Origin of the sequence: Nocardioides luteus, from assembly GCF_014648595.1 — a bacterium.
Lineage (GTDB): Bacteria > Actinomycetota > Actinomycetes > Propionibacteriales > Nocardioidaceae > Nocardioides > Nocardioides luteus.
On the sequence record NZ_BMRK01000007.1, the window covers coordinates 195,520 to 217,915 of the forward strand.

Sequence of the window (22,396 nt, forward strand, 5' to 3'; positions counted from 1 at the left end):
TCAGTCCTCGGACAGCAGCCGCAGCACAGCCTTCTCTGCCGCTGCCTGGCGAGCCTGCGGGTCCTTGTCGACGCCGTTGCTCAGCCGGATGGTGCGGCCCTCGTCGTGCAGCTCGAGCACCCGCGGGTCGATGTAGGAGCTGCGCGCGACCGTCGGGGTGTTTCCCAGATACTCGGCGACCTCCTTGATTGCGGCGACCTGCTGCTTGCGCCGTGACCTCGCGGTTGGGGTCGCGCGCTTCGCGGCCTCCGGGTCCTCGGCCAGCGCGGTCGCGGCGAGCACGGTCGCGTGCCAGGTGCGGAAGTCCTTCGCAGAGACCTCCAGACCGCTCAGCTCCCGCATGTACTCGTTGACCATGGCGGCGGTCAGCCGCTGCCAGCGGCGGCCCTGCTTGAAGGAGAGCAGCTCCTCGAAGCCCGCCCGCCGGCGCCGCATCTTGGCCAGCGCCTCCACCGAGACCGGGTCGTCGATGACGATGGTGTGCTCGATGCCGGACTTGCCGGTGAAGTCGAAGACGACGGTGTCGCCGCGCCGACGGACGTGACGACGCTCGAGCGTGGTCAGGCCGAAGCCGCCGTTGTCGTCGGCGTACGCATCGCTGCCGATGCGAAAGCAGCCCAGGTCGAGCAGGCGGAGCGCGAGCGCCGAGGCCCACGTGTCGCACGGGTCGGGCGAGGCCAGGTGCTCCTCCGCCTGCTTGCGTACGCGGGGGAGGACCCGCCCGAGCTCCATCACCCGGGCGAACTTCTCCTGGTCCCGCTTCGCGCGCCACTCCGGGTGGTAGAGGTACTGCCGCCGGCCCGCCGCGTCGGTGCCGACCACCTGCAGGTGGCCGTTCTCGTGCGGGCAGATCCAGACGTCCTCCCAGGCGGGCGGGATGACCAGCGCGCGGATCCGCTCTGCGGCCTCGTCCGGCAGCCGCTCACCCGATTCGTCGAGATAGACGAAGCCTCGGCCCGCTCGGCGCCGGGTCCACCCCGGCTCCTCCGCCGAGACCCGACGAAGTCGCACCACGGATGGCTCCTCAGCCGGGCTTCTTGTCGCTCTCGCGCGACCGCGCGGCGAGCAGTTTGTGCGTACCGTCGCACCACGGCTTGGTCGCCGAGCTGCCGCACATGCACACGGCGCTCACCGGACGCTTGGTGCGGTGCACCGTGCCGTCGGCGTCCTGGACCTCGTGGTCGCCGCGCAGGAGCATCGGTCCCGCGGGGCACATCACCACGGTGGGGCGATCGAAGTCGCTCATGACTCACCCCACTGGGCCAGCATCAGCCGGGCGTAGTGCGCCTCGAGCTCCATGCCGGTGAAAGCGCCGAAGAGCACCAGGTCGCGGTCGTTCGGCTCCTCCTCGAGGTAGGCGCCGCACACGTCGCGGACGGCGACCTGCTCATGGACGGCGTCGGCCTCGACGTGCTCGTCGTAGTAGGCCGCCATCTGCTCGGGGAAGTCCAGCCGACGCAGGCCCTGGGCGAGCATCCGCGACGGGATCGAGCTGGTCGACTCGAAGGCAGCGAAGTGGCCCAGCGCCGCCCCACGGAGCCGGCGGTGCAGGCCGAACATCGTGACCGCGTTGTTCATCGCCAGGATCTCGACCGGAACCTCGTCGATGTAGCAGGCGTGGTCGGTGCGGAGGCCGGCTGCCTCCATGCCACGGCGGAAGAGGTGGTGATGGAGCCGGTTCGGGTCGCCGTTGCCGTACTCGTCGAACTGGATCTCCATCAGCGCGGCCTTGACGCGGGTCTCCAGCCGCGGCACGACCCAGCTGGTCGGGTCGGCCTCCTTGAGGTGGTAGATCGAGCGGTGCTTCAGGATCTCGAGCACCTGCTCGCGATCCGCCTTGCGTCGCACGAACCGGGCCAGGGACGGCCCGTCGTGCCGCTCGACCAGACCCGTCAGGTCCAGATCGGGATCTGCGTGCAGCGGGCTCTCCTCCCACTGGCGGCGCAGGTCGGCCTCGAAGGTGCGTTCCAGGCTCCGGCGTACGCGGAGCAGGTCCGGGTCCCACTCGAGCTCGGGATCGACCTCGTCGAATCCGCGGTAGTGGAGCTCGTAGAGAGTCCACAGCGCGATCTGGGCGTCCTCCTCGGACTCCGGCTCCGTGCCCAGGTGTGCGGTCGAGCCGCTCTGGAGCGCAGTGAACACATCGGCACTCAGGGTGCCACGCGACTTAGGCAGCATCTCGGCCCAACCTTTCCCTCATGCCCTGAGGTACCCATCGGCAGGTTCGGCCATGCTCGGCTGGGCGGCGCGAGCGATGTGAACCAGCACTCCCTCGCCGGGCCAGTCACGGACCTCGTGGACCGACAGGTCGCTGCCCGTGATCATCTCCAGGACCCGCTGGGCCTGGGCTGTCGTGCCCAGCTGGAGCACCGCCGCGCCGCCGGGGGAGAGGTGGCGTTCGATGGTCGCCAGACACATCTTCGCGATCAGCATCCCGTCCTCGCCGCCGTCGATGGCCAGCCGCGGGTCCTCGGGGTAGCGCTCGACCTGGGCCGTGGGAACCCACGGCGGGTCGGCGATCACCAGACTGAAGCCCTCCTCGGGGTCCATCGCGTGCTCCATGTCCCCCTCGCGTACCTCGACCAGATGGCCGAGCCCGGCGCGGTCGGCGTTGGCGCGGGTGAAGTCGCAGGCGACTGGGTTGGCGTCGACGCAGACCAACGGCCGCTCCTGGAGGGCGACCGTCAGCAGGCCGATCTGGCCGGCGCCCGAGCAGAGCTCGAGCACCGGCCCGTCAGGCAGGTCTGCCAGCAGCTCGGCGGCCCACTCGGACTGCCGGGCCGTCCAAGGACGCGGCCGGAGCACGCGATCGTCGAAGTCGATGTCGAGGTGTCCGAATCTGATCATGCCAACAGGTACCCCGAAGGAGCCTTCGACGTGCGGCCCCCGGACGAGACCGGTCGAGTCTCAGCCGAGCTGGGCCAACCGGACCACGGCACGGTCGAGCCGGCCCTCCTCGGCGAGGATCCGGCGCTGGACGGCAGCGCCGGTGCCCTGCGTGAAGACCCGCTCGATGCCTGCCTGTACCCGCTTCATGTCGCCGCTGGCCTCGAGCGAGGGACCGACGTGCTCGACCAGCCGCTCGACGACCTCGCGGGCCGGCCGCGGGCGGTGGGTGACCGGGTCGAGCAGGTCACCGGTGAGCCCGTGCTTGCCCGACTGCCACATCGCGAGCCGGAGCACGGACGCGGGCACCGGGTCGGGGGTCTGACCCTGCGCCCACTCCCGGGCACCGGTGTCGACCAGCGCCCGCGAGAGCGCCGCGACGAGCACGGCGTCGGACGGGTCGAGGCAGATGTCGGCGACCCGCACCTCGAGGGTCGGGTAGCTGCGCGAGGGCCGCGCGTCGAAGTACGCCATGCCTTCGTCCAGCGGGACGCCGGTGTCGACGAGCAGCTGGAGATGGTCCTCGTACGCCTTCATGCTGCCGAAGACCTCGGTCGGACCGTTCGTGGGCCACCGTGCCATCGCCTGGGAGCGGTAGCTCTCGTAGCCCGACTCCGAGCCGTGCCAGAAGGGCGAGTTGACGCTCACCGCGAGCAGGACGGGCAACCAGGTGCGGATCCGGTCGAGCGCACCCACCGCCTCCTCGTCGGACTCGACCGAGACGTGTACGTGGCAGCCGCAGGTGAGCTGCTCGGTGGCGGTCAGCCCGAACTGCTCGGTGATCGCCCGGTAGCGCTCGTCCTCGAAGGTCTGCGGCTCCGCGGGGAGCGGGGTGGTGCCGCTCGGCAGGATCAACGCCCCCGCCTCGGCCGCGGCGACCCGCGCCTTCTCCCGCCACAGACGGAGCTCGGCCTCCAAGATCCCGAGATGCTCTTCGGGAGGTGTGTCGGTCTCCACCTGCTGCTGCTGGAGCTCCGGGCCCACGGACCCGCCGGGCTGGCCGTCGGCGGACTCGGTGTCGCCGCGACGACGGGCGACCCGCAACACCTGGCTGGACACCGATCGAGGGACACCCGTCTCGGTGTCGACGAGGAGGAGCTCCTCCTCGACACCGACTGTCCGGAGCTCGGTCTGGGTACTGATCGAGGAGTGTTTGTTCACCCTTCGCACCTGCTTTCTCTGTTTCGGCCACTCGGCCCCGGCCGGGATCGCGGGTCGCGAAACCGGCTGGAAGGAGCCGCACTACCTATGTGCCGTCTGTTCGGATACGTGACTGAGTCCCCGTGTGCCGTTGCCGACCTGCTGGGGGAGGAGGGGCTGGAGGCCTTCACCTCGCTGACCGCCGTGCACTCCGACGGTTGGGGGATGGCCTGGCAGACGCCGGAGGGCACGCGCACCACGAGCTCGCCGCACTCGGCAGACGTCGACGACGACTACCGCAAGCTCGTCGCGGAGCCGCTCTCGAACGCGGGCTTCGTGCACCTGCGCTGGGCGACCGGCGGCCTCGAGGTGCGGCCGGAGAACACCCACCCGTTCCTGACCGACGACGCGGCGTTCGCGCACAACGGCCACATCCATCCCATCGGCGAGCTCGAGGAGCTGTTGACGCCCGCGTCGAAGGCGCGGCTGCGCGGGGACACCGACAGCGAGCGCTACTTCCACTTCGTCCATCAGTGCGTCGAGGAGTACGGCGACGAGGCCGAGGGAGTCACCCACGCGCTGGCCACGCTGGTCAAGAAGTTCCCGCGCTGCAGCCTGAACGCGCTGATGCTGACCCCGACCCACATGTTCGCCATCCACATCAACTCGCGTGCCGACTCGCCCCTGCGCGCGCTGCGCGAGATGTTCGACGACGAGGGCGACATCCCGCCGCGGCACATGACGGAGTACTTCGCGATGGACTACCGCGAGACCGAGCACGGCCTCGAGATCGTCTCCAGCGGACTCGGCCAGCCGGGCTGGACGCCTGTCCCCGCCGACACCGCGGTGATGGTCGACCTGGAGACCCGCGAGATCACCCGGCTCGACCCGGTCGCCCAGCTCGGCGTCGACGCGACGCAGGCCGCCGACTGACGGCTGGGGGCCGCCTGTCGGCAACGGGTGGGGGGCGAGTCCTGGCATGCCCAGGAAGTACCCGATCCGGAGACCTTTCAACCACCTGCAGGCGTACGTCTCGTCACAGCCGATGCTCGCCGCTCATCGTCGGCCGGGGCCGGTGGCCGGCTCGGCGCGCGGCTCAGCCGCGAGGCTCTTCGCCGTCGCCCGGCCCGTCGCCCGGCCCGTCGCCCGGCCCGTCGCCCGGCCCGTCGGCCCGTCGGCCGTTCCGCTCCAAAGCAAATAACTGTAAGGTCTCCTTACAGTTAACCCCACATGCTCGCGAAGGAGCGATCGATGCGAAGCTCGAGGATCCGCACCATCCGCACCACACTCACGACGACGGCCGCTCTGGCCCTCGTCCTGCTCGCGCCGCTGGCCGCCCCGGCCGCGGTCCCGAGCCCCGATGTCGAGGCGACCGGCGGGGGAGAGGTCGAGGCGGCCGCCCTGAGCTGGTCCGACGAGTTCGACGGTCCGGCCGGCAGCGCGCCCAGCTCGGCCAACTGGAACTTCGAGACCGGAGGCGGGGGCTGGGGCAACAACGAGCTGCAGACCTATACCGACTCCCGCGAGAACTCCGCGCTCGACGGCAACGGCAACCTGGTCATCACCGCTCGGCAGGACGGCAGCGGCTACACCTCGGCCCGGCTCACCACCAAGGGCAAGGTCCAGCCGAAGTTCGGCCGGTTGGAGGCACGGATCCAGATCCCGCGCGGCCAGGGCATCTGGCCGGCGTTCTGGATGCTCGGCGCGCAGTTCCCCAACACCCCGTGGCCCGACTCGGGCGAGATCGACATCATGGAGAACGTCGGCTACGAGCCCCACATCGTGCACGGCACCCTGCACGGTCCGGGCTACTCCGGTGGCAACGGCATCACCGGGCAGTACATGCACCCCCAGGGCTGGTCCTTCGCCGACACCTTCCACACCTTCGCCGTCGACTGGCAGCCCGGCTCGATCACCTGGTCCGTGGACGGCGTGGCCTACCAGACCTTCACCACCGCCGACACCGGCGGCAACCCGTGGGTCTTCGACCAGCCCTTCTTCTTCATCCTCAACGTCGCGGTCGGCGGCAACTGGCCCGGCAACCCCGACGGCACGACCCAGTTCCCGCAGAGCATGGTCGTGGACTACGTACGCGTCTACGACTCGCAGCTCTGAGCGTTCGATGCATCAGCGTCGTGGCGGAGCGGCGGCTGCCGCTCCGCCACGGCTGCTCAGCGGCCGGTCCAGCGGAGTGACAGGACGGCCCTCCCGTCGGCCGCGTCGAGGACCTTCGCGCTCATCCCGTCGAGGTAGTAGGGCTTGCTGTCGGCCGGGAGGATCGTGGCCGTCCCGCCCGTGCTGTCGGACTCCTTCGCCGAGAGCGTCAGTGCGATCTCCGAGTCGCCGACGTCGGTGACGGTGAGCCGCTGCCAGCCGCCCACCACCTGACCCGGCGTCGCCTCCCACCCCAGATCGGGGTCGAGGTCGATCTTCGTGCCCTTCTCGACGATCACCTCGCAGGTGGCGTCGGCGCACGTCTCGTACGCCGTCCCGTTCTCCGCGTTCAGTCCGCCGCACGCGGTGGCGAGGGTCATGACCGTGGCCAGCAGGGCGAGGATGCCGGTGGTCTTCACGGTTTCTCCGTCCGAGCGGCTGGGACGAGCGCGATCTCGATCGGGACCGCGATTCAAGATATCAATCCGGCAGCCGCGCGGGGACCGTCTTCCGAGGTCAGCCCTCCCGGTGAGCGCTCAGCCCGACCTCGCCCGGCGCGACCGAGTCGTGCAGCTTGATCGTGTGGTCGTAGTGCTCGTCGCACATGTGCCGGTAGCCGATCCGCTGCTCGCTCATCACGTTCTCGAGACGTCCGGTCAGGTCGGCCTCGAGGCGAGCCATCGTCTCCGGGCTGACGTCGTTGGCCTCGGTGACGAGGTGCGGGCGCAGCGGGTCCATCCCGGTGTACCAGAAGGTGCCGTGCAGCAGCGGCCACAGCACGTCCTCGATGTCGCCGCTGATCCCGCGCGGCCCGAGCGTCGCCGACCGGTCACCGGCGGTGACCACGGTCAGCGCTCGCTTGCCCGCCAGACCGCCCGTGCCGTACTTGAGCGGCTTGCCGGTCTCCGGGTCGGGTACGTCGAAGGCGAAGCCCGACTCGAAGACCCGGTCGATCCAGCCCTTGAGGATGGCCGGCGTCGAATACCACCACAGCGGGAACTGCATCACGAGGAGGTCGGCCGCCCGCAGCCGCTCCTGGTCGCGGCGCACGTCCGCTCCGCCGACCTCCACCAGGAGCGGGTCGAAACCCTCCCGGTAGAGATCGAGCTCGTCGACGCTCCAGCCGGCCTCCGTGAGTGCGGTCGTGCCGATCTCCCGCAGGCGCCCGTTGAGGGATGACGCGTGCGGATGTGCCCATACCCAGAGTGCGTGCATGCGGCTGAGAACGCGGGGCGTCGCGACGGGATTCCCGGGACTGCCGAGACGGGACGCCGCCGGCATGGTTGCATGGAGGCACCCCCGACGAAGGAGGCTTGCTGGATGAGAGTCGCCCTGATGGTCACCTGCATCAACGACGCCCTCTACCCGGGCACGGGGCAGGCCGTGGTGCGGCTGCTGCGCCGGCTCGGGGTGGACGTCGACTTCCCCCAGGCGCAGACGTGCTGCGGGCAGCCCATGGTCAACACGGGCTATCTGGACGAGGCGGTCCCGCTGGTGCGTACGTTCGTGGACGCGTTCGCGGGCTACGACGCCGTCGTGACGCCCTCCGGATCGTGCGCGGGATCAGCGCGCCACCAGCACTCGATCGTGGCCCGCCGCTCCGGCGACACCTCCTTGGAGGAGGCTGTCGCCGAGATCGCGCCGAAGGTCTACGAGCTCTCCGAGTTCCTCGTCGACGTGCTCGGCGTGACCGATGTGGGCGCCTACTTCCCCCACCGGGTGACCTACCACCCCACCTGCCACTCGCTGCGGATGCTCGGCGTGGGCGATCGGCCGCGCCGGCTGCTGGAGGCCGTTCGAGGGATCCGTCTCGTCGATCTCCCCGGCGCCGACCAGTGCTGCGGCTTCGGCGGCACCTTCGCGGTCAAGAACGCCGACACCTCGGTCGCGATGGGCGCCGACAAGGCCCGCCACATCCGCGAGACCGGTGCCGAGGTGGTGGTCGCCGGCGACAACTCCTGTCTGACCCACATCGGCGGCGTGCTCTCGCGCCAGCGTTCCGGCGTACGCACCGTCCATCTCGCCGAGATCCTGGCCTCGACCGAGGGGGCGGTGGCCCGATGAGCGCCACCTTCGTCGGCATGCCGGCCTTCCCGACCGCGGCGCGCGAGGCGCTGGCCGACTCCCAGCTGCGCCACAACCTCGCCCATGCGACCGGCACCATCCGCGCCAAGCGCGCGAAGGTCGTCGAGGAGGTGCCCGACTGGGAGGAGCTGCGGCTCGCCGGCGCCGCGCTCAAGGAGCGGGCGCTGCTCGACCTCGACGCCCAGCTCGTACGCCTCGAGGAGACCCTCACCGCCAACGGCGCGACGGTCCACTGGGCTCGTGACGCGGCCGAGGCCAACGCGATCGTCGCCACGATCGCCAAGCAGCACGCGGCCGAGGAGGTCGTGAAGGTCAAGTCCATGGTCACCCAGGAGATCGGGCTCAACGAGGCGCTCGCCGAAGAGGGCATCGCCGCCTGGGAGACCGACCTCGCCGAGCTGATCGTGCAGCTCGGCGACGACCTTCCGAGCCACATCCTGGTGCCGGCGATCCACCGCAACCGAGCCGAGATCCGGGAGATCTTCCTCCGCAAGATGGCCGCTGCGGGCCGCCCGGCGCCTGCTGACCTGACCGACGAGCCGGCGGTGCTGGCCGCCGCCGCGCGCGAGCACCTGCGCGAGAAGTTCCTGCGCGCCAAGGTCGGCATCTCCGGCGCCAACTTCGCCGTCGCCGAGACCGGCACTCTCGTGGTGGTCGAGTCGGAGGGCAACGGCCGGATGTGCCTGACGCTGCCGGAGGTGCTCGTCTCGGTGGTCGGCATCGAGAAGGTCGTCGCGCAGTGGGACGACCTCGGCCCGATGCTCCGGTTGCTGCCGAGGTCGTCGACCGGCGAGCGGATGAACCCCTACACCTCGATGTGGAGCGGCATCAGCCCCGGTGACGGTCCGCAGGAGGTCCATGTCGTGCTCCTCGACAACGGCCGCACCCGCGCGCTCGCCGACGAGGTCGGCCGGCAGGCGCTGCGCTGCATCCGCTGCTCGGCCTGCCTCAACGTCTGCCCGGTCTACGAGCGCACCGGCGGCCACGCCTACGGCTCGGTCTACCCGGGCCCGATCGGCGCCATCCTCAACCCGCTGCTTCGCGGGGTCGGTCATGACGACCAAATCGACTCGCTGCCCTATGCGTCTTCCTTGTGCGGCGCCTGCTTCGAGGTCTGTCCGGTACGCATCGACATCCCCTCCGTCCTCGTCGACCAGCGCGCCCAGGTGGTCGACGCTCACCGGGCGGTCTCGTGGCGCAGCGTGCCGAAGCCGGAGGCCGCGGCGATGAAGGGCGCTGCGTACGTCCTGGGGCGCTCGCGCCGCCTCTCCCTCGTCGAGCGCCTCACCGGTCTCGGTGTCGGGCTCGCGCGCCGCTTCGGTCTCACCGCCTGGACCGGCGCCCGCGATCTGCCCGAGGCGCCGGCCGAGAGCTTCCGGGCCTGGTGGGAGCGCACCGACGGCGGCCGGGACGCCTCCGGCAACGATGCCGTCGACCCAGCCGGTCCCGACGAGGACCTGCGGAAGGGAGACCTGTGACCGACGCACGCACCGAGATCCTCGCCCGGGTCCGCGAAGCCCTCGCAGGCTCGACGGTCGAGTCCGCCGAGGCGCACCCGGAGACCGGGCGGGCCTCGGAGGTCGAGCCTGTCGAGACCCCGCCGTCGCACGCACCCGTGGTCGACCTCTTCGCCGAGCGCGTCGCCGACTATCGCGCCGTGGTCGAACGCTGCTCCGCGGCCGAGCTCGCCGACCGCATCGCCGCGGCCCTCCCCGAGGGTCCGGTCGTCGTCCCGCCCGGCCTCGGGATCGACGTGCCCGGTGCCGTCGTCGACGACGGCACCCTCACCGCCGCCGACCTCGACCGCATCGCCGCCGTCGTCACCGCGGCCCGCGTAGGGATCGCCGAGACCGGCACCATCGTCCTCGACCACGGCCTCGACCAGGGCCGCCGCGCCATCTCGCTCGTCCCCGACACCCACGTCTGCATCGTCCGCGAGGACCAGATCGTCCCCGACGTACCCGACGCCGTCGCCCTCCTCGACCCCACCCACCCCCTCACCTGGATCAGCGGCCCCTCCGCCACCAGCGACATCGAGCTCGACCGCGTAGAAGGCGTCCACGGCCCCCGCACCCTCCACGTACTCATAACCCCCGCCGAGTAGGCGAAAATCGACGCCGAGAGGTCGAAAATCGACGTCGAGGCGTCAGAAATCGACGTCGAAACGGCGATTCTCGACGGCGAGATCCGCGCCGAGTATTGACCACTCGCCGTCGAAAACTGCCGCCTCGCCGTCGAGACCTGACGCTTCGCGCTCATTTTTCGACCATTCGGCGTCGATAATCGACTGCTCGCGGGGGTGGGGCGGGGATAACGTGCGGGCCGTGCGGTGGATGACTGCGGTGGTCGTGGGGCTCCTGGTCGGGGCGAGCCTGAGCGCGTGCGGGGCGTTCGAGCCCGAGGAGGTGGCGTGGCCCGACGGACTGACGGCGCTCCTCGACCAGACCCGGCTGCAGCGCAACACCGGCGACGCCTTCGTACGCCTCGTCAACGACACCGGCACGCCGATCGAGGTCTCGCAGGTCGAGGTCGGCAGCGACCGGTTCGAAGCCACGTGGTCGGGGGAGGAGGCGGTCGACCGCGAGACGGACTTCGACTTCGCGATGCCCCGCGGGAAGTGCGGCGGGGGTGGCGACGCCGAGGTGACGATCACCTGGCGCACGAGCGGCGAGCAGGGCGAGTGGCGGACGAGCACGGGCGAGGCCGAGGACAGGTACGCCAACATCGACCGCCTCCTCGACCGCGGCTGCGCCGAGCGCACCCTGAGCGAGGCGGCCGAGATCACGTTCGGCGAGCCGCGGGTCGAGGGCGTGGGCAGGCAGAGCGTCTTCGTCCTGCCGGTCACGTTCACGCCCACCGGCGAGCGTCCGGAGGTCACCTTCGCCGGCTGGGAGGGGACGGTGCTCTTCCAGATGGCCCCGGGCGCACCGACGTTCCCACGTTTCACCCCGAGACCGATGACCGGCGAGGCGGCCACGCTGGAGATGCGGGTCGTGCCCGCCCGGTGCGATCCGCACGCCCTCGCCGACGACAAGGTCGGCAGCCTCTTCCGCGTCCATGTCGGTGGCCCCGGCCTGCCCGAGCAGGCGGCGTACTTCCTCCGCCTCGACAAGGGACAGAAGACGGCGCTCTACGACTTCCTGCCGGGCTACTGCGCCTGGGAGTGACCGCTCACCCGAAGAGCGGCCCGAGGGCTGCCCGGGCCAGCAGGAACCCCACGATCCCGACCGCCCACGCGGTCGCGCTCCCGGCGTTCTTGATCAGCCAGGCGTCGAGACGGGCGAGCGGCCGCTCCACCAGTGGAGCGGCGAAGACCCGGCCGGCGGTGAGCAGCAGCGCGGGAAGCACCATCACGCCGCAGTAGGCCACGACCCACAGCCCCGACATCGGCCAGCCCGGGCCCGCAGTGCCGATCACGCCGAGCGCGGCGAGGTAGGGCAGCATCGAGGCGGCCTCGACCAGACCGGCGACCACGGCGAGCCCCGCGAGCGCGGCCACAGAACCCGACTCCGAGGCGACGGCCCGCTCCCGCCAGCGAAGCAGCCGCCGCGACGGCTCCGGCTTCGCTCCCGTCCGCTCCTTCACCGATCTGGGTGGGTCCAGCTTGAAGCTCCACACGAACAGCCCGACCCCCACGAACAGCTGTCCCCACAGGAACGGCCGCGAGTCCCGCAGCCCGGTGAGCATGTCCGCCACGGCCGAGCCGCCCAGCAGGATCGCGATGCCGAGAAGCGCGTAGAAGAGCGCGATCGCACCCAGGTAGACGAGGATCCGCCCCGCCCGCACCCTGCCTGGCGCCATCAGCAGCCACACCGGGATCAGCAGGGTGCCGAAGCTGGTCGAGTCGATCAGGGCGAGCACACCCAGGGCGAGGTACGTGGCCGAGCCGCCGAGGTCGCCGGTCAGCGGGCCGAGGTCGAGGTCCATGCCCCGAGCCTCACGCGCGGCGCGCCCGCCGCGCGTCGGTCGAACCGGTGATCCTCCGGAGCGCGGATACATCCTTCGGATGACTCCGCCCAGGCTGCGTACGTGCTGAGATGGTGTCGTGGACCGGCCGACCCTGCTGCAGCAGCTGCCCGCAGCGCTGCTCGGGGGCGGCACGAGCCTGCGGGCAGCGGACCGCCGCCTGGCGTGGCTCGACTCCACGATCCTCCTCGTCGCCGGCCTCGCCCTCTTCGCGCTGGGTCAGGTCGACACCGCACGCGGCCTCCACCCCTTCGGCGTTGATGCCGACAGCCTCCCGGCCTGGACCCACCTGGTCCTGCTGGCGCTCGCCTGTGGCGCGCTCGTGCTCAAACGCCGGATGCCGCTCCTGGTCATGGGCGTCGCCGCCGTCTGCCTCTGCGTGGACCTGGTGCTCGGCGGCAGCGTCGCGATGATCATCGTGCTCTGGGACGCGCTCTTCGCCACCCAGCTGCACGGGTCGCCCGTCACGCGCCGCATCACTGCCGTCGGGGTCGTGCTGGCCATCGCGGCCGCGGTCATCGCCTCGGCGGCGGCCACCACCGACCCGCGCACCCCCGCGACCCTGGCGCTCACCCTCTTCGCGATCGTCGTCACCCCGATGTGGTGGGGCAGCAACGTACGCCAGGGCAGCGAGCTCGCCGACGCCGCTGACGACCGGGCCCGGCTCGAGCGCGAGCGCAGCGCGGCACTTTTGCGTCTCGCGGACGCACAACAGCACGACGCGGTCAGAGCGGAGCGCTCCGCCGTCGCCCGCGACCTGCACGACGTGGTCGCCTCCCACCTGTCCGCGATCGCGCTCACCTCCAGCGCAGCGCTCGCCGGCGAGCCCGACCCCGAACGCGACCGCGCGGCGCTGCGGTCCGTACGCGCCGAGAGCCTGGCATCCCTCGACGACATGCGCGCGATGATCCGCGTCCTGCGCTCCGACGGCGATCCGGACCAGCCCGACGAGGACCTCACCGCCGCCTCGCGCACCGCCAACCTCGGCCCGGTCCTCGAGCAGGCGCGACTGGCGGGACTCACGCTGCGCGTCGAGGACCCCGGCGGTCTGATCGACGGCACCGACCACGCGCTGCCCGTCGCGGTCGACCACGCCGTCTACCGGATCGTGCGCGAGTCGCTGACCAACGTGCTCAAGCACGGCGGTGGCCGGACCCTCCTGCGCCTGAGGCACGGCGACGACCTCGAGGTCGAGGTGAGCGACGAAGGCAGCCAGGAGAGCCGAGGAGAGACGAGCACCGGCACCGGCACCGGCCTCGTCTCGATGCGCGAACGAGCAGAGGCCCTCGGCGGCACCTTCGAGGCCGGCCCCGACGGCACCGGCTGGCGAGTCCGCGCGATCCTTCCGATGCCGACCCCCGCCATCTCCACGGCCGGTCCGGAGACAGGAGAGACCACATGATCCGCGTCCTGCTCGCCGACGACCACGCCGCCATCCGGGCGGGGCTGCGCATGCTGCTCGCGACCGCGGGTGACATCGAGGTGGTGGGGGAGGCCGCCGACGGAGCCGCGGCGGTCGCCAACGCCCGAGCCCTGCGCCCCGACGTCGTGCTGATGGACGTACGCATGCCCGGCACCGACGGGGTCACCGCGACCCGCCAGGTGGTGGCGGAGGGGCTCGCCGACGTACTCGTGCTCACGACCTTCGACCTCGACGAGTACGTCTTCGGTGCCCTGCGCGCCGGCGCGGCCGGTTTCCTGCTCAAGTCGGCGGAGGCCGACGCACTGGTCGATGCGGTCAGGCACGTCGCCGCTGGCGACGGCGTGGTGGCGCCCGAGGTGACCAGACGGGTGCTGACCGCCTTGGCCTCCGGGCCGGAACGGCACGAGAACCGACCCGGAACCGGTCTCCCACCGGATCTCACCCCGCGAGAGATCGACGTGCTCACCGCGCTCGGACAGGGCCTGTCCAACGCCGACATCGCCGACCGGCTGGTGATCTCCGAGGCCACCACGAAGACCCACGTATCCCGCGTCCTGGCGAAGCTGGACGTGAAATCCCGGGTCCAGGCGGCGATCGTCGCGCGCGAGTCCGGCCTGGTCTGAGATCAGCCGTGCGCTCGGCAAAAGTCTTCAGAGTTCACCGGTTCGTGACCTCCGAAACCCCCATTCGGGAGCGTCAGGTAGCAGAATTACCGGCGACCGTAACGCACACACTGGAGGATTCATGTCCGGGAAGAACCGCTCCGTGCTCACGATGCTCAAGCTGCTCCTGGCAGCTTTCGTCGCCACCGTCGGCCTGTTCGGGGGGAGCGTCGCGCTCGCCCCCGCCGCCCAGGCCGACTGGATCGAGAGCTGCACCCACAAGGGCTGTGCAGAGGCCCTCGAGTCCAACGAGGTCTGGGCCTCGCTGGGCTACCCCACCAACCGCGGCTGGCACGACTGGCCGCCCACCGGCACCTGCAACTTCTCCGGTGGCACCTACAACAACTACGAGGGTGAGCTGCCCGAGGGGCACTCCTACCTCGAGTTCGACGTGACCCCGCGCGAGTGCGGCGCGCAGCGCCAGTCCTACCGCCTCGTGGTGGACACCACAACGGGTGATGTCTACTTCACCCCCGACCACTACAGCACCTTCTACTTCCTGGTCTGAGTGCTCTGAGAACGGGCCTCTGACCTGGGCATTCGCGAAATCGCCAGCCCAGGTCGGAGGCCCTTCGTCATCTCGTACGCAACCTGTGACCCGGCTGAGACGTCGTGGACACGAACGCGAGGATCGCGGCAGGCATGGGAGCCCGCCGTACTCTTAGGGACGATTGTGACCGCGGAGGGGGACAAACTTGAGCTGGCAGGACAATCCGCCTTACACACCCAGGCCGATACCGAAGAAGAAGCGAGGCAGGAAGGTCTTGAAGACCTTCTTCATCGTGCTTCTGGTGGGGGCACTGGTCGCCGCACTGGGTGTGATCGTGGCCTACAACGCCATCTCGATCCCCAATGCCAACGCGGCCTACGAGAAGGAGACCTCCTTCGTCTACTACCGCGGCGGCAAGGACGAGCTCGGTCGCTACATCGCCGACTCGCAGGACCGCGACTCGCTGCCCTACGACGAGATCCCACAGCTGATGAAGGACGCCGCGGTCGCAGCCGAGGACCGCACCTTCTGGGACAACAGCGGCATCGACGTCAAGGGCATCCTGCGCGCGCTGGTCAACAACAACACCGGCGGCACCCAGTCGGGCGCGTCCACGATCACTCAGCAGTACGTCAAGAACCTCTACCTCACCCAGGAGCGCACCTACACGCGCAAGGTGAAGGAAGCGGTCATCTCGCTGAAGATCAGCCGGCAGAAGTCCAAGGAAGACATCCTCGCCGGTTACCTCAACACCATCTACTTCGGTCGAGGCGCCTACGGAGTCCAGGCCGCCTCGAACGCCTACTTCGGCAAGCCGGCCGCGAAGATCAACCTGCGCGAGGCCGCCGCGCTCGCCGCGATCCTCAACGACCCCAACGACCTCGACCCGAGCAACGGTGAGGAGTCCATTTCCGAGCTGGACGGCCGCTACCGCTACGTCATCAACTCGATGGTCAAGATGGGCATGGTCGACGCCGCCGAGGGCGACAAGGCGAAGGAGAGCCTGCCGAAGTTCAAGAAGCCGCGCTCCGACAGCCGCTACGGCGGGCAGAAGGGACACGCGCTCAAGCTGGTCCGCGACGAGCTCCTCAGGCTCGAGGACGAGCAGGGCAACCCGCTGGTCACCGAGGACGAGATCAACGGCGGCGGCCTGCGGATCACCACCACGCTGACCAAGAAGACGATGCGGACCGTCGAGGAGGCGGTCAACGACGTACGTCCGGAGGACAAGAAGGCGTACGTCGGGGAGAAGGGCGACCCGAAGGACGCCCTGCACGTCGGGGCTGCCACCGTCGACGTGAAGACGGGCGCGCTGCGCGGCTTCTACGGCGGCCAGGACTTCCTCGAGTCGCAGACCAACTGGGCCGCGACCGGTGCGATGGCCGGATCGACCATGAAGGCCTTCACGATGGCCGCCGCGCTCGACGCCGGCTACTCGCTCAAGGACAGCTGGAACGGCAACTCGCCGATGGAGTTCCCCGGCATCAAGGTGCGCAACTCCGGCCAGAGCGCCTCCGACCCCTACGGTCACAGCTACGGTGCCCAGGTCAGCAGCCTGACCGCGATGGAGAAGTCGATCAACACGGCCTTCGTCGAGATGTCGGACTCCCTGCCCGACAAGAGCAAGGACGTCTACAAGATGGCCGTCGCCGCGGGGCTCCCGCCGGAGAAGGCCGACCCCAAGCACCCCGGCATCGGGATGACGACGCGCGACTTCAGCGCCGAGGACTTCCTGCTCACCCTGGGCAAGAACCGCACCAGCCCGATCAACATGGCCAACGCCTACGCGACGATCGCCAACCGGGGCGTGCACAACGACGTCCACGTCGTCTCCAAGGTGGTCGACGCCAACGGCGCCGTCATCTACGAGCGCGACGACTCCGAGAAGGGCCGTCGCGCGATGGACGAGGACGTCGCCGACGACACCTCCTACTCGCTGCAGCAGGTCGTCTCCCAGGGCACCGGCCAAGCAGCCGGTGCCGTCGTGCAGCCCGCGGCCGGCAAGACCGGCACCGCGACCAACGCCGACGACAACGTCTCCTCGGCCTGGTTCGTCGGCTACACCCCGCAGCTGGCGACCGCCGTCGCCTACACCCGCGGAGACGGCGACGACGCCCTCGACGGCTGGCTCGACACCTTCTTCGGTGCCGACTACCCGGCCGACACCTGGGTGAAGATCATGGGCCCGCTGACTGACCAGCTCGACTACGAGGAGTTCCCGCCGCCGGCGTGGCTCGACGGCGAAGCCCCGGAGTCCGGCCATGCGCCGTACGTCCCGCCGGCCGAACCCGAACCGGAGCCCACGAAGGAGCCGGAGCCGTCGAAGGAGCCGGAGCCGTCCAAGGAGCCGGAGCCGTCGGAGACCCCGACGCCGACCGAGCCGACCGATCCGCCGACGATCGACCCGTCCGACATCCCCACCGCTCCGAGCACGGAGCCGGGGCCCGGCGGTCCCGAGGGCCCCGGAGGAGGTGGCGGCGGCGAGAACGACGGCGGTGGCCGCGGTCCGGGATAAGAGGGGGGACCGCATTGGGGCTCTCTTGCCGGACACGGTTAGATAGTGCCGTGTCTGTGATCGCCCCCGTTGACGTCCACGATGACACCGCTCTGAAGGCCTGGTACGCCGTCGAAGCGGCATCGATGGCGTTCGACCGACCCTACGCGTCACACCGCACCTTCGAAGCCCTCGCAAACTCCGTACGCACCCCTCACGACTACGGCCGCCGGGTCCTCCTCGCCGCCAAGGAGCAGGGCGAGACGATCGGCATCGCCGAGCTCGATCTTCCCGACGAGGAGCGCAGCCACGTCGTCGAGCTCGGCATCCACGTCCTCCCGGTCCACCGCTGGCGCGGGGTCGGCACCGAGCTGTGGCGAGCCGCCGATGACGTACGCCGCACCAACGGGCGCACCCTGACGACCGCCGAGGTCACCATCCCGCCCAAGTCCTCCCTTGCCTTCGCGAAGGCGCTCGGCTTCAAGTCCGTACGCCGCGAGGACCACCTCGCCGCCGACCTCCCGCTGCCCCACAAGCCCTTCAACGTCCTCGGCTACGAGATCCTGATGTGGGAGGACCGCACCCCCGAGGACCTCCTCGCCCAGTTCGTCGGCCTCCGCAACCAGATGGGCAAGGAGATGCCCGGCAAGGTCGAGGAGGAGATGATCGCCCACACCGCCGACCGGGTCCGCTCGGCGGAGAAGAGCACCGCCCGCTCCTACCACCGCATCACCGCCGCCGCCCGCGAGATCCTCACCGGCGAGCTGGTCGGCTACTCGGTCATCTTCCTCGCCCACGGCGGCACCGAGGCCATCCAGGACGACACCTTCGTCAAGGGCGCCCACCGCGGCCACAAGCTCGGCCTGGCCCTCAAGGTCGCCACCCTCGCCGCCGTCCAGCGCGAGCACCCCGAACGCACCAGCATCCACACCTGGACCGACCCGGTCAACGACGTCATGCAGCGCATCAACAAGCAGTTCGGCTTCCGCAAGATCGAGCTCATGCACGAGGTCCAGCGCACCGACCGCTGGTAGCGGGACGAGCCGGGCGTCGAGAGTGCTCTCGTACGGCACAGCCCGGGAGCCGGCCATAGCGTTGGAAAGTGACCACGGAGCGAGCGGCCGATGGCTGCCGTGTGGGCGCCTCGGCCTGGAACAGACGAGGCGCCCGACGTAGGCCGTGCGGGGCTTGAACCCGCGACTGGGCGATTATGAGTCGCCTGCTCTAACCAACTGAGCTAACGGCCCGCGCAGATCCTAGCGGGCTCTATGCGGCTTCGTCGCCATCGGTCGGTGACCGCCCGATCCGTATCCGTGCAGGTCTTCGGTCGGCGTCATACGACGTACGCCGCGGCGGATTCGATCTACGAGCTGGAGGCGAGGGTGCTGGCGAGCGCGTCCAGCGCGCCGGGGACGATCGAGAAGTAGGCCCATCGTCCCCGCTGCTCGCGAGCAACGAGGCCGGTTTCGACCAGGAGCTTCATGTGATGCGAGACGGTCGGCTGGGACAGGCCGACCGGTTCGGTCAGGTCGCAGACGCACGCCTCCTGATCGTCGGCAGCAGCGATGATCGAGAGCAGCTTGACGCGGGTGGGGTCACCCAGCGCCTTGAACATCCGTGCGAGCGTCTCGGCCTGGGAATCGTCCAGGATGCCTCCCGTCACTGGTGAACAGCACGCGACGGCGGCGGGCGGAAGCAGCGGGAGAGTGGTCATGACGGTGAGTCTACCCAATGGCATTGACGAACGTCGATATGTGACCTAAGGTCGCCGACATATCGAAGTTCTTGAATCTGAGGAGCATCATGACTGACCTTCCTGTCGCTGTCATCGGCGGCGGCCCCCAGGGGCTCGCGGCTGCGGCCCACCTCCTCGAGCGGGGCCTCACCCCGCTCGTGCTCGAGCGGGGGAGCGAGCCCGCTGCGGCGGTCGCCGAGTGGGGTCACGTACGTCTCTTCTCGGCCTGGCCGGAGCTGGTCGACAAGGCCGCTGTCCGGCTCCTGGAGCCGACCGGTTGGTCCGCGCCGGAGTCCGGTTATCCCACCGGTGCCCAGTGGCGCGAGCGTTACCTCGTCCCGCTCGGTGAGGCCCTCGGTGGCCATGTCCGTTATGGCGTCACCGTCACCGGCGTCTCTCGCAAGGGCCGTGACCGACTGGTCGACGCCGGCCGTGAGGAGCAGCCGTTCGTCCTCCACGTCGTCGGCGCGGACGGCACCGAAGAACGCGTCGAGGCGAAGGCTGTCATCGATGCGTCCGGCACCTGGCGCCGGCCCAACCCGGCCGGGGCCGACGGTCTTCCGGCCCTTGGTGAGCGTGCCGCGCACGCCGGAGGGACGCTCGGCTATGCGGTGCCGAACCGCGCCGACTCCGAGGCGTACGCGGGGCGGCACACGGTCGTGATCGGAGCTGGCGACTCTGCGTTCAACGCGGTCAACGAGCTCACTGCCATCGCCGGCGCCCACCCGGGAACGAGGATCACCTGGGCGATCCGCCGGGCAGTCTCGTCCAACACCTTCGGTGGCGGCGAGGCCGATGAGCTGCCGGAGCGGGGCGCTCTCGGCGTACGCGCCAAGAAGGCCGTCCAGGACGGCGTCGTGGAGCTGGTGACAGGCTTCCGCACCGAGCGGGTCGAGGGTTCCGTGGTCGTTGCTGAGGACGGCCGCGTCATCGAAGCCGACAACATCGTCGTCCTGACCGGCTACCGGCCCGACCTCGGCTTCCTGAGTGAGATGCGCCTCGACCTCGATCCGACGCTGGAGGCACCGCGCAACATCGCGGTTCAGATCGACCCCAACTTCCACTCCTGCGGGTCGGTCAGCGCCACCGGTGCCCAGGACCTCGCCCAGCCGGAACCTGACCTCTACCTCGTCGGCATGAAGTCCTACGGGCGGGCGCCGACGTTCCTGGCGATGACCGGCTACGAGCAGGTACGCAGCGTGGTGGCCGAGCTCGCCGGTGATCACGACGCGGCTGCCCGGGTGGAGCTGGAGCTCCCGGACACCGGGGTGTGCGGTGGCGCCGGGACCTTCGACGGCCCGGACACCACCAGCGGTGGCGGCTGCTGCGGTCCGGCGGCCCCGAGCGAGGAGCTGTTCACGATCAGCCGCGCTCCGATCACGCTGAGCTGATCCGTGCGTGCGCGGGTCGATGCGGGGCTCCAAGGCAGGCCCGCGCACGAATCAGTGCAGTGACGGGAGGCACCATGCCGAACGGGCTGCTGGACCGCCAGGGTCGACCACGCGGACCGTCTGTAATGCTCGGCCAGAAGGCTGAGCCGCCCTCGGCGGCCATCGATGACCAACCCGACCTGGAGGACCAGGCATGAGTGACTTCGTTCGTGAGGCACCGAGCGGCAGCGTGGACGACCCGGTTCGTCGTCGCCTCTCCACCCTGGATCGGTTCCTGCCTGTCTGGATCGGTCTCGCCATGGTCGCCGGTCTGCTGCTCGGGCGCTGGGTGCCGGGCCTCGACGACGTGCTCGCCGCTTTCGAGGTCGGATCGGTCTCCCTTCCGATCGCGGTCGGTCTGCTGGTGATGATGTACCCCGTGCTCGCGAAGGTGCGCTACGACGAGCTCGGTCACGTCACCGGTGATCGTCGGATGCTCGGCACTTCGATCCTGCTCAACTGGGTGCTCGGCCCCGCGCTGATGTTCGCGCTGGCCTGGCTGATGCTCCCGGACCTCCCGGAGTACCGCACCGGTCTGGTCATCGTGGGGCTTGCACGGTGCATCGCCATGGTCCTCATCTGGAACGACCTGGCGTGCGGAGACCGCGAGGCGGCCGCGATTCTCGTTGCGCTCAACGCGGTGTTCCAGATCGTCGCGTTCGCTGTGCTCGGCTACTTCTACCTGCAGCTGCTGCCCGGATGGCTGGGGCTGGACCAGGCCGCCCTGCACGTCTCCATGTGGGACATCGCAAAGTCCGTGCTGATCTTCCTCGGGCTCCCGCTGCTTGCCGGCTATCTCACCCGCACGCTCGGCGAACGGGTCAAGGGCCGCCATTGGTACGAGACCACGTTCCTTCCCCGCATCGGTCCGGCCGCACTCTATGGACTGCTGTTCACGATCGTGTTGCTGTTCGCCCTCCAAGGCGACACGATCACCAGCCAGCCGCTGGACGTCGCGCGGATCGCGGTGCCCCTGCTCGCCTACTTCGCCGTGATGTGGGGCGGGTCGATGCTGCTCACCAGAGCACTCGGCTTCGACTATCAGCGCGCCACGGCGGTCTCCTTCACTGCAGCCGGCAACAACTTCGAGCTCGCTATCGCCGTCGCGATCGGCGTCTTCGGCGTCGCCTCCGGCCAGGCCCTGGCAGGTGTCGTCGGACCCCTCATCGAGGTCCCGGTGCTGGTCGGGCTCGTCTACGTGAGCTTGTGGGCCCGTCGTTTCTTCACCGAGGACGCCCAAGAGCGTTCCACCACCACAGGAGTGTGACGCCGTGAATCGCGATGGAACGAACGAGCAGACGCCGCAAGTCGTCTTCGCCTGCGTGCGCAACGGTGGACGATCGGTGATCGGCCGAGTCCTCACCGAGCACTACGCCCGAGGCCGCATCCGAGCCATCTCCGCCGGCACCCAGCCCGGTGAGCACATCCATCCCGAAGTGGCAGAGGCACTGACCCGCCTCGGGCTCGACGTCTCCCAGGAGCGGCCCAAGGCGCTCGAGCGCGAGACCGTCGCATCCAGCGACATGGCTATCACGCTCGGCTGTGGGGAGGAATGCCCCTACTTCCCCGGCGTGAGATACGTCGACTGGCCCGTTGCGGATCCCGGCGGTCAGGATCCGGAGACCGTACGGCGCATCATCGCCGACATCGACGGGCGGGTCCGCGCGATGCTCACCGAGCTCGTCCCTGACCTGGAGCTGCCTGCTTCGGTGCTGGCTGACCGCGACTGACACCCCGGGGACGCCTGGGAACTGCCGCGGTCATGGCGGGCACCTCCCTCGAGGGTGGACACGAGGGCCCTCCCCGCCGAGAGCAGCCAGAACCGCGCACTCGCCACGAACCGCGAGGCGTAGGCCTTCCCGGAGGGGACGGGCCGGGATCGTGCTGGCCGCGAGCATGACCGCGGCCAGCTCGTACGTGTCCCGCCGCCC

At 70.0% G+C, this 22,396-nt stretch carries 22 protein-coding genes, 1 tRNA gene and 1 pseudogene; 14 read left to right on the forward strand and 10 right to left on the reverse strand.

The window, feature by feature from the left end:
• The 5 genes from IEY81_RS11290 to IEY81_RS11310 are packed head-to-tail and all read right to left on the reverse strand — an operon-like array spanning position 1 to position 4,047.
• Positions 1–1,014 carry a DNA topoisomerase IB gene (locus IEY81_RS11290; protein ID WP_189118573.1) on the reverse strand — a complete coding sequence of 338 codons (1,014 nt, stop codon included), beginning with the start codon at positions 1,012–1,014 and terminating at the stop codon, positions 1–3.
• 10 nt (positions 1,015–1,024) lie between these two features.
• Positions 1,025–1,246 carry a CDGSH iron-sulfur domain-containing protein gene (locus IEY81_RS11295; protein ID WP_189118574.1) on the reverse strand — a complete coding sequence of 74 codons (222 nt, stop codon included), beginning with the start codon at positions 1,244–1,246 and terminating at the stop codon, positions 1,025–1,027.
• Positions 1,243–2,178 carry an iron-containing redox enzyme family protein gene (locus IEY81_RS11300; protein WP_189118575.1) on the reverse strand — a complete coding sequence of 312 codons (936 nt, stop codon included), beginning with the start codon at positions 2,176–2,178 and terminating at the stop codon, positions 1,243–1,245. The genes IEY81_RS11295 and IEY81_RS11300 overlap by 4 nt, the downstream gene beginning before the upstream one ends.
• 18 nt (positions 2,179–2,196) lie before the next feature.
• On the reverse strand, positions 2,197–2,847 hold the full coding sequence (locus IEY81_RS11305; RefSeq protein ID WP_189118576.1) for a methyltransferase: 651 nt from the start codon (positions 2,845–2,847) through the stop codon (positions 2,197–2,199).
• A gap of 60 nt (positions 2,848–2,907) precedes the next feature.
• Entirely contained in the window at positions 2,908–4,047 is a 1,140-nt protein-coding gene (locus IEY81_RS11310; protein WP_229787723.1) for a carboxylate-amine ligase, read from the reverse strand.
• Between the two features lie 87 nt (positions 4,048–4,134).
• Between IEY81_RS11310 and IEY81_RS11315 the strand changes: the two genes are divergently transcribed.
• Together IEY81_RS11315 and IEY81_RS11320 are read left to right on the forward strand one after the other, a co-directional pair.
• Positions 4,135–4,959 (forward strand): class II glutamine amidotransferase, encoded by an 825-nt coding sequence (locus IEY81_RS11315; protein WP_268244496.1) that lies wholly within the window; start codon positions 4,135–4,137, stop codon positions 4,957–4,959.
• Positions 4,960–5,277: 318 nt separating this feature from the next.
• Positions 5,278–6,141, forward strand: a complete 864-nt coding sequence (locus IEY81_RS11320) for a glycoside hydrolase family 16 protein (protein WP_189118578.1) — start codon at positions 5,278–5,280, stop codon at positions 6,139–6,141.
• Positions 6,142–6,197: 56 nt separating this feature from the next.
• Here the strand turns inward: IEY81_RS11320 and IEY81_RS11325 are convergent, their stop codons facing one another.
• Together IEY81_RS11325 and IEY81_RS11330 are read right to left on the reverse strand one after the other, a co-directional pair.
• Positions 6,198–6,599, reverse strand: a complete 402-nt coding sequence (locus tag IEY81_RS11325; RefSeq protein WP_189118579.1) for a hypothetical protein — start codon at positions 6,597–6,599, stop codon at positions 6,198–6,200.
• A gap of 97 nt (positions 6,600–6,696) precedes the next feature.
• The gene (locus tag IEY81_RS11330) at positions 6,697–7,395 is read right to left on the reverse strand and encodes an NAD(P)H-dependent oxidoreductase (protein WP_189118580.1); all 699 of its coding nucleotides are present in this window, start codon (positions 7,393–7,395) and stop codon (positions 6,697–6,699) included.
• A gap of 105 nt (positions 7,396–7,500) precedes the next feature.
• On the opposite strand from IEY81_RS11330, the gene IEY81_RS11335 reads away from it, so the two are divergent.
• From IEY81_RS11335 to IEY81_RS11350, 4 genes and pseudogenes are all read left to right on the forward strand, one after another.
• Positions 7,501–8,244 (forward strand): (Fe-S)-binding protein, encoded by a 744-nt coding sequence (locus tag IEY81_RS11335; RefSeq protein WP_189118581.1) that lies wholly within the window; start codon positions 7,501–7,503, stop codon positions 8,242–8,244.
• A pseudogene (locus IEY81_RS11340) lies at positions 8,241–9,659 on the forward strand (lactate utilization protein B); the annotation flags it as partial. The gene IEY81_RS11335 and the pseudogene IEY81_RS11340, both read left to right, overlap by 4 nt.
• 80 nt (positions 9,660–9,739) lie before the next feature.
• Positions 9,740–10,369, forward strand: coding sequence for a LutC/YkgG family protein (locus IEY81_RS11345; RefSeq protein WP_189118583.1), 630 nt, complete (start codon positions 9,740–9,742; stop codon positions 10,367–10,369).
• A 220-nt stretch (positions 10,370–10,589) separates the two neighbouring features.
• Positions 10,590–11,432, forward strand: coding sequence for a hypothetical protein (locus IEY81_RS11350; protein WP_189118584.1), 843 nt, complete (start codon positions 10,590–10,592; stop codon positions 11,430–11,432).
• A gap of 4 nt (positions 11,433–11,436) precedes the next feature.
• Here the strand turns inward: IEY81_RS11350 and IEY81_RS11355 are convergent, their stop codons facing one another.
• Entirely contained in the window at positions 11,437–12,192 is a 756-nt protein-coding gene (locus IEY81_RS11355; RefSeq protein WP_189118585.1) for a GAP family protein, read from the reverse strand.
• A gap of 118 nt (positions 12,193–12,310) precedes the next feature.
• Here IEY81_RS11355 and IEY81_RS11360 point away from each other — a divergent pair, with 118 nt between their 5' ends.
• The 5 genes from IEY81_RS11360 (at position 12,311) to IEY81_RS11380 (ending at position 18,334) form a co-directional block, all read left to right on the forward strand.
• Positions 12,311–13,633, forward strand: coding sequence for a sensor histidine kinase (locus IEY81_RS11360; RefSeq protein ID WP_189118586.1), 1,323 nt, complete (start codon positions 12,311–12,313; stop codon positions 13,631–13,633).
• Complete coding sequence (locus tag IEY81_RS11365; RefSeq protein ID WP_189118587.1) at positions 13,630–14,277, forward strand: response regulator; 648 nt, start codon at positions 13,630–13,632, stop codon at positions 14,275–14,277. Before IEY81_RS11360 ends, IEY81_RS11365 begins: the two co-directional genes overlap by 4 nt.
• A 121-nt stretch (positions 14,278–14,398) precedes the next feature.
• Positions 14,399–14,824 (forward strand): ribonuclease domain-containing protein, encoded by a 426-nt coding sequence (locus IEY81_RS11370; protein ID WP_189118588.1) that lies wholly within the window; start codon positions 14,399–14,401, stop codon positions 14,822–14,824.
• Positions 14,825–15,080: 256 nt separating this feature from the next.
• A complete protein-coding gene (locus tag IEY81_RS11375; protein WP_229787725.1) occupies positions 15,081–17,321 on the forward strand; it encodes a transglycosylase domain-containing protein in 2,241 nt (746 codons plus the stop codon).
• A gap of 56 nt (positions 17,322–17,377) precedes the next feature.
• On the forward strand, positions 17,378–18,334 hold the full coding sequence (locus IEY81_RS11380) for a GNAT family N-acetyltransferase (RefSeq protein ID WP_189118590.1): 957 nt from the start codon (positions 17,378–17,380) through the stop codon (positions 18,332–18,334).
• A 139-nt stretch (positions 18,335–18,473) separates the two neighbouring features.
• Here the strand turns inward: IEY81_RS11380 and IEY81_RS11385 are convergent.
• Positions 18,474–18,547 (reverse strand) — tRNA-Ile (locus tag IEY81_RS11385).
• A 116-nt stretch (positions 18,548–18,663) separates the two neighbouring features.
• A complete protein-coding gene (locus IEY81_RS11390) occupies positions 18,664–19,014 on the reverse strand; it encodes an ArsR/SmtB family transcription factor (RefSeq protein WP_189118591.1) in 351 nt (116 codons plus the stop codon).
• An 89-nt stretch (positions 19,015–19,103) separates the two neighbouring features.
• Between IEY81_RS11390 and IEY81_RS11395 the strand changes: the two genes are divergently transcribed.
• The 3 genes from IEY81_RS11395 to IEY81_RS11405 all read left to right on the forward strand — a co-directional run bounded on the left by IEY81_RS11395 (position 19,104) and on the right by IEY81_RS11405 (position 22,195).
• Positions 19,104–20,426, forward strand: coding sequence for an NAD(P)-binding domain-containing protein (locus IEY81_RS11395; protein ID WP_189118592.1), 1,323 nt, complete (start codon positions 19,104–19,106; stop codon positions 20,424–20,426).
• 193 nt (positions 20,427–20,619) lie between these two features.
• Complete coding sequence (gene arsB / locus IEY81_RS11400; protein ID WP_189118593.1) at positions 20,620–21,732, forward strand: ACR3 family arsenite efflux transporter; 1,113 nt, start codon at positions 20,620–20,622, stop codon at positions 21,730–21,732.
• Positions 21,733–21,736: 4 nt separating this feature from the next.
• Positions 21,737–22,195, forward strand: a complete 459-nt coding sequence (locus IEY81_RS11405) for an arsenate-mycothiol transferase ArsC (RefSeq protein WP_189118594.1) — start codon at positions 21,737–21,739, stop codon at positions 22,193–22,195.
• The last annotated feature ends 201 nt before the right edge of the window (positions 22,196–22,396 follow it).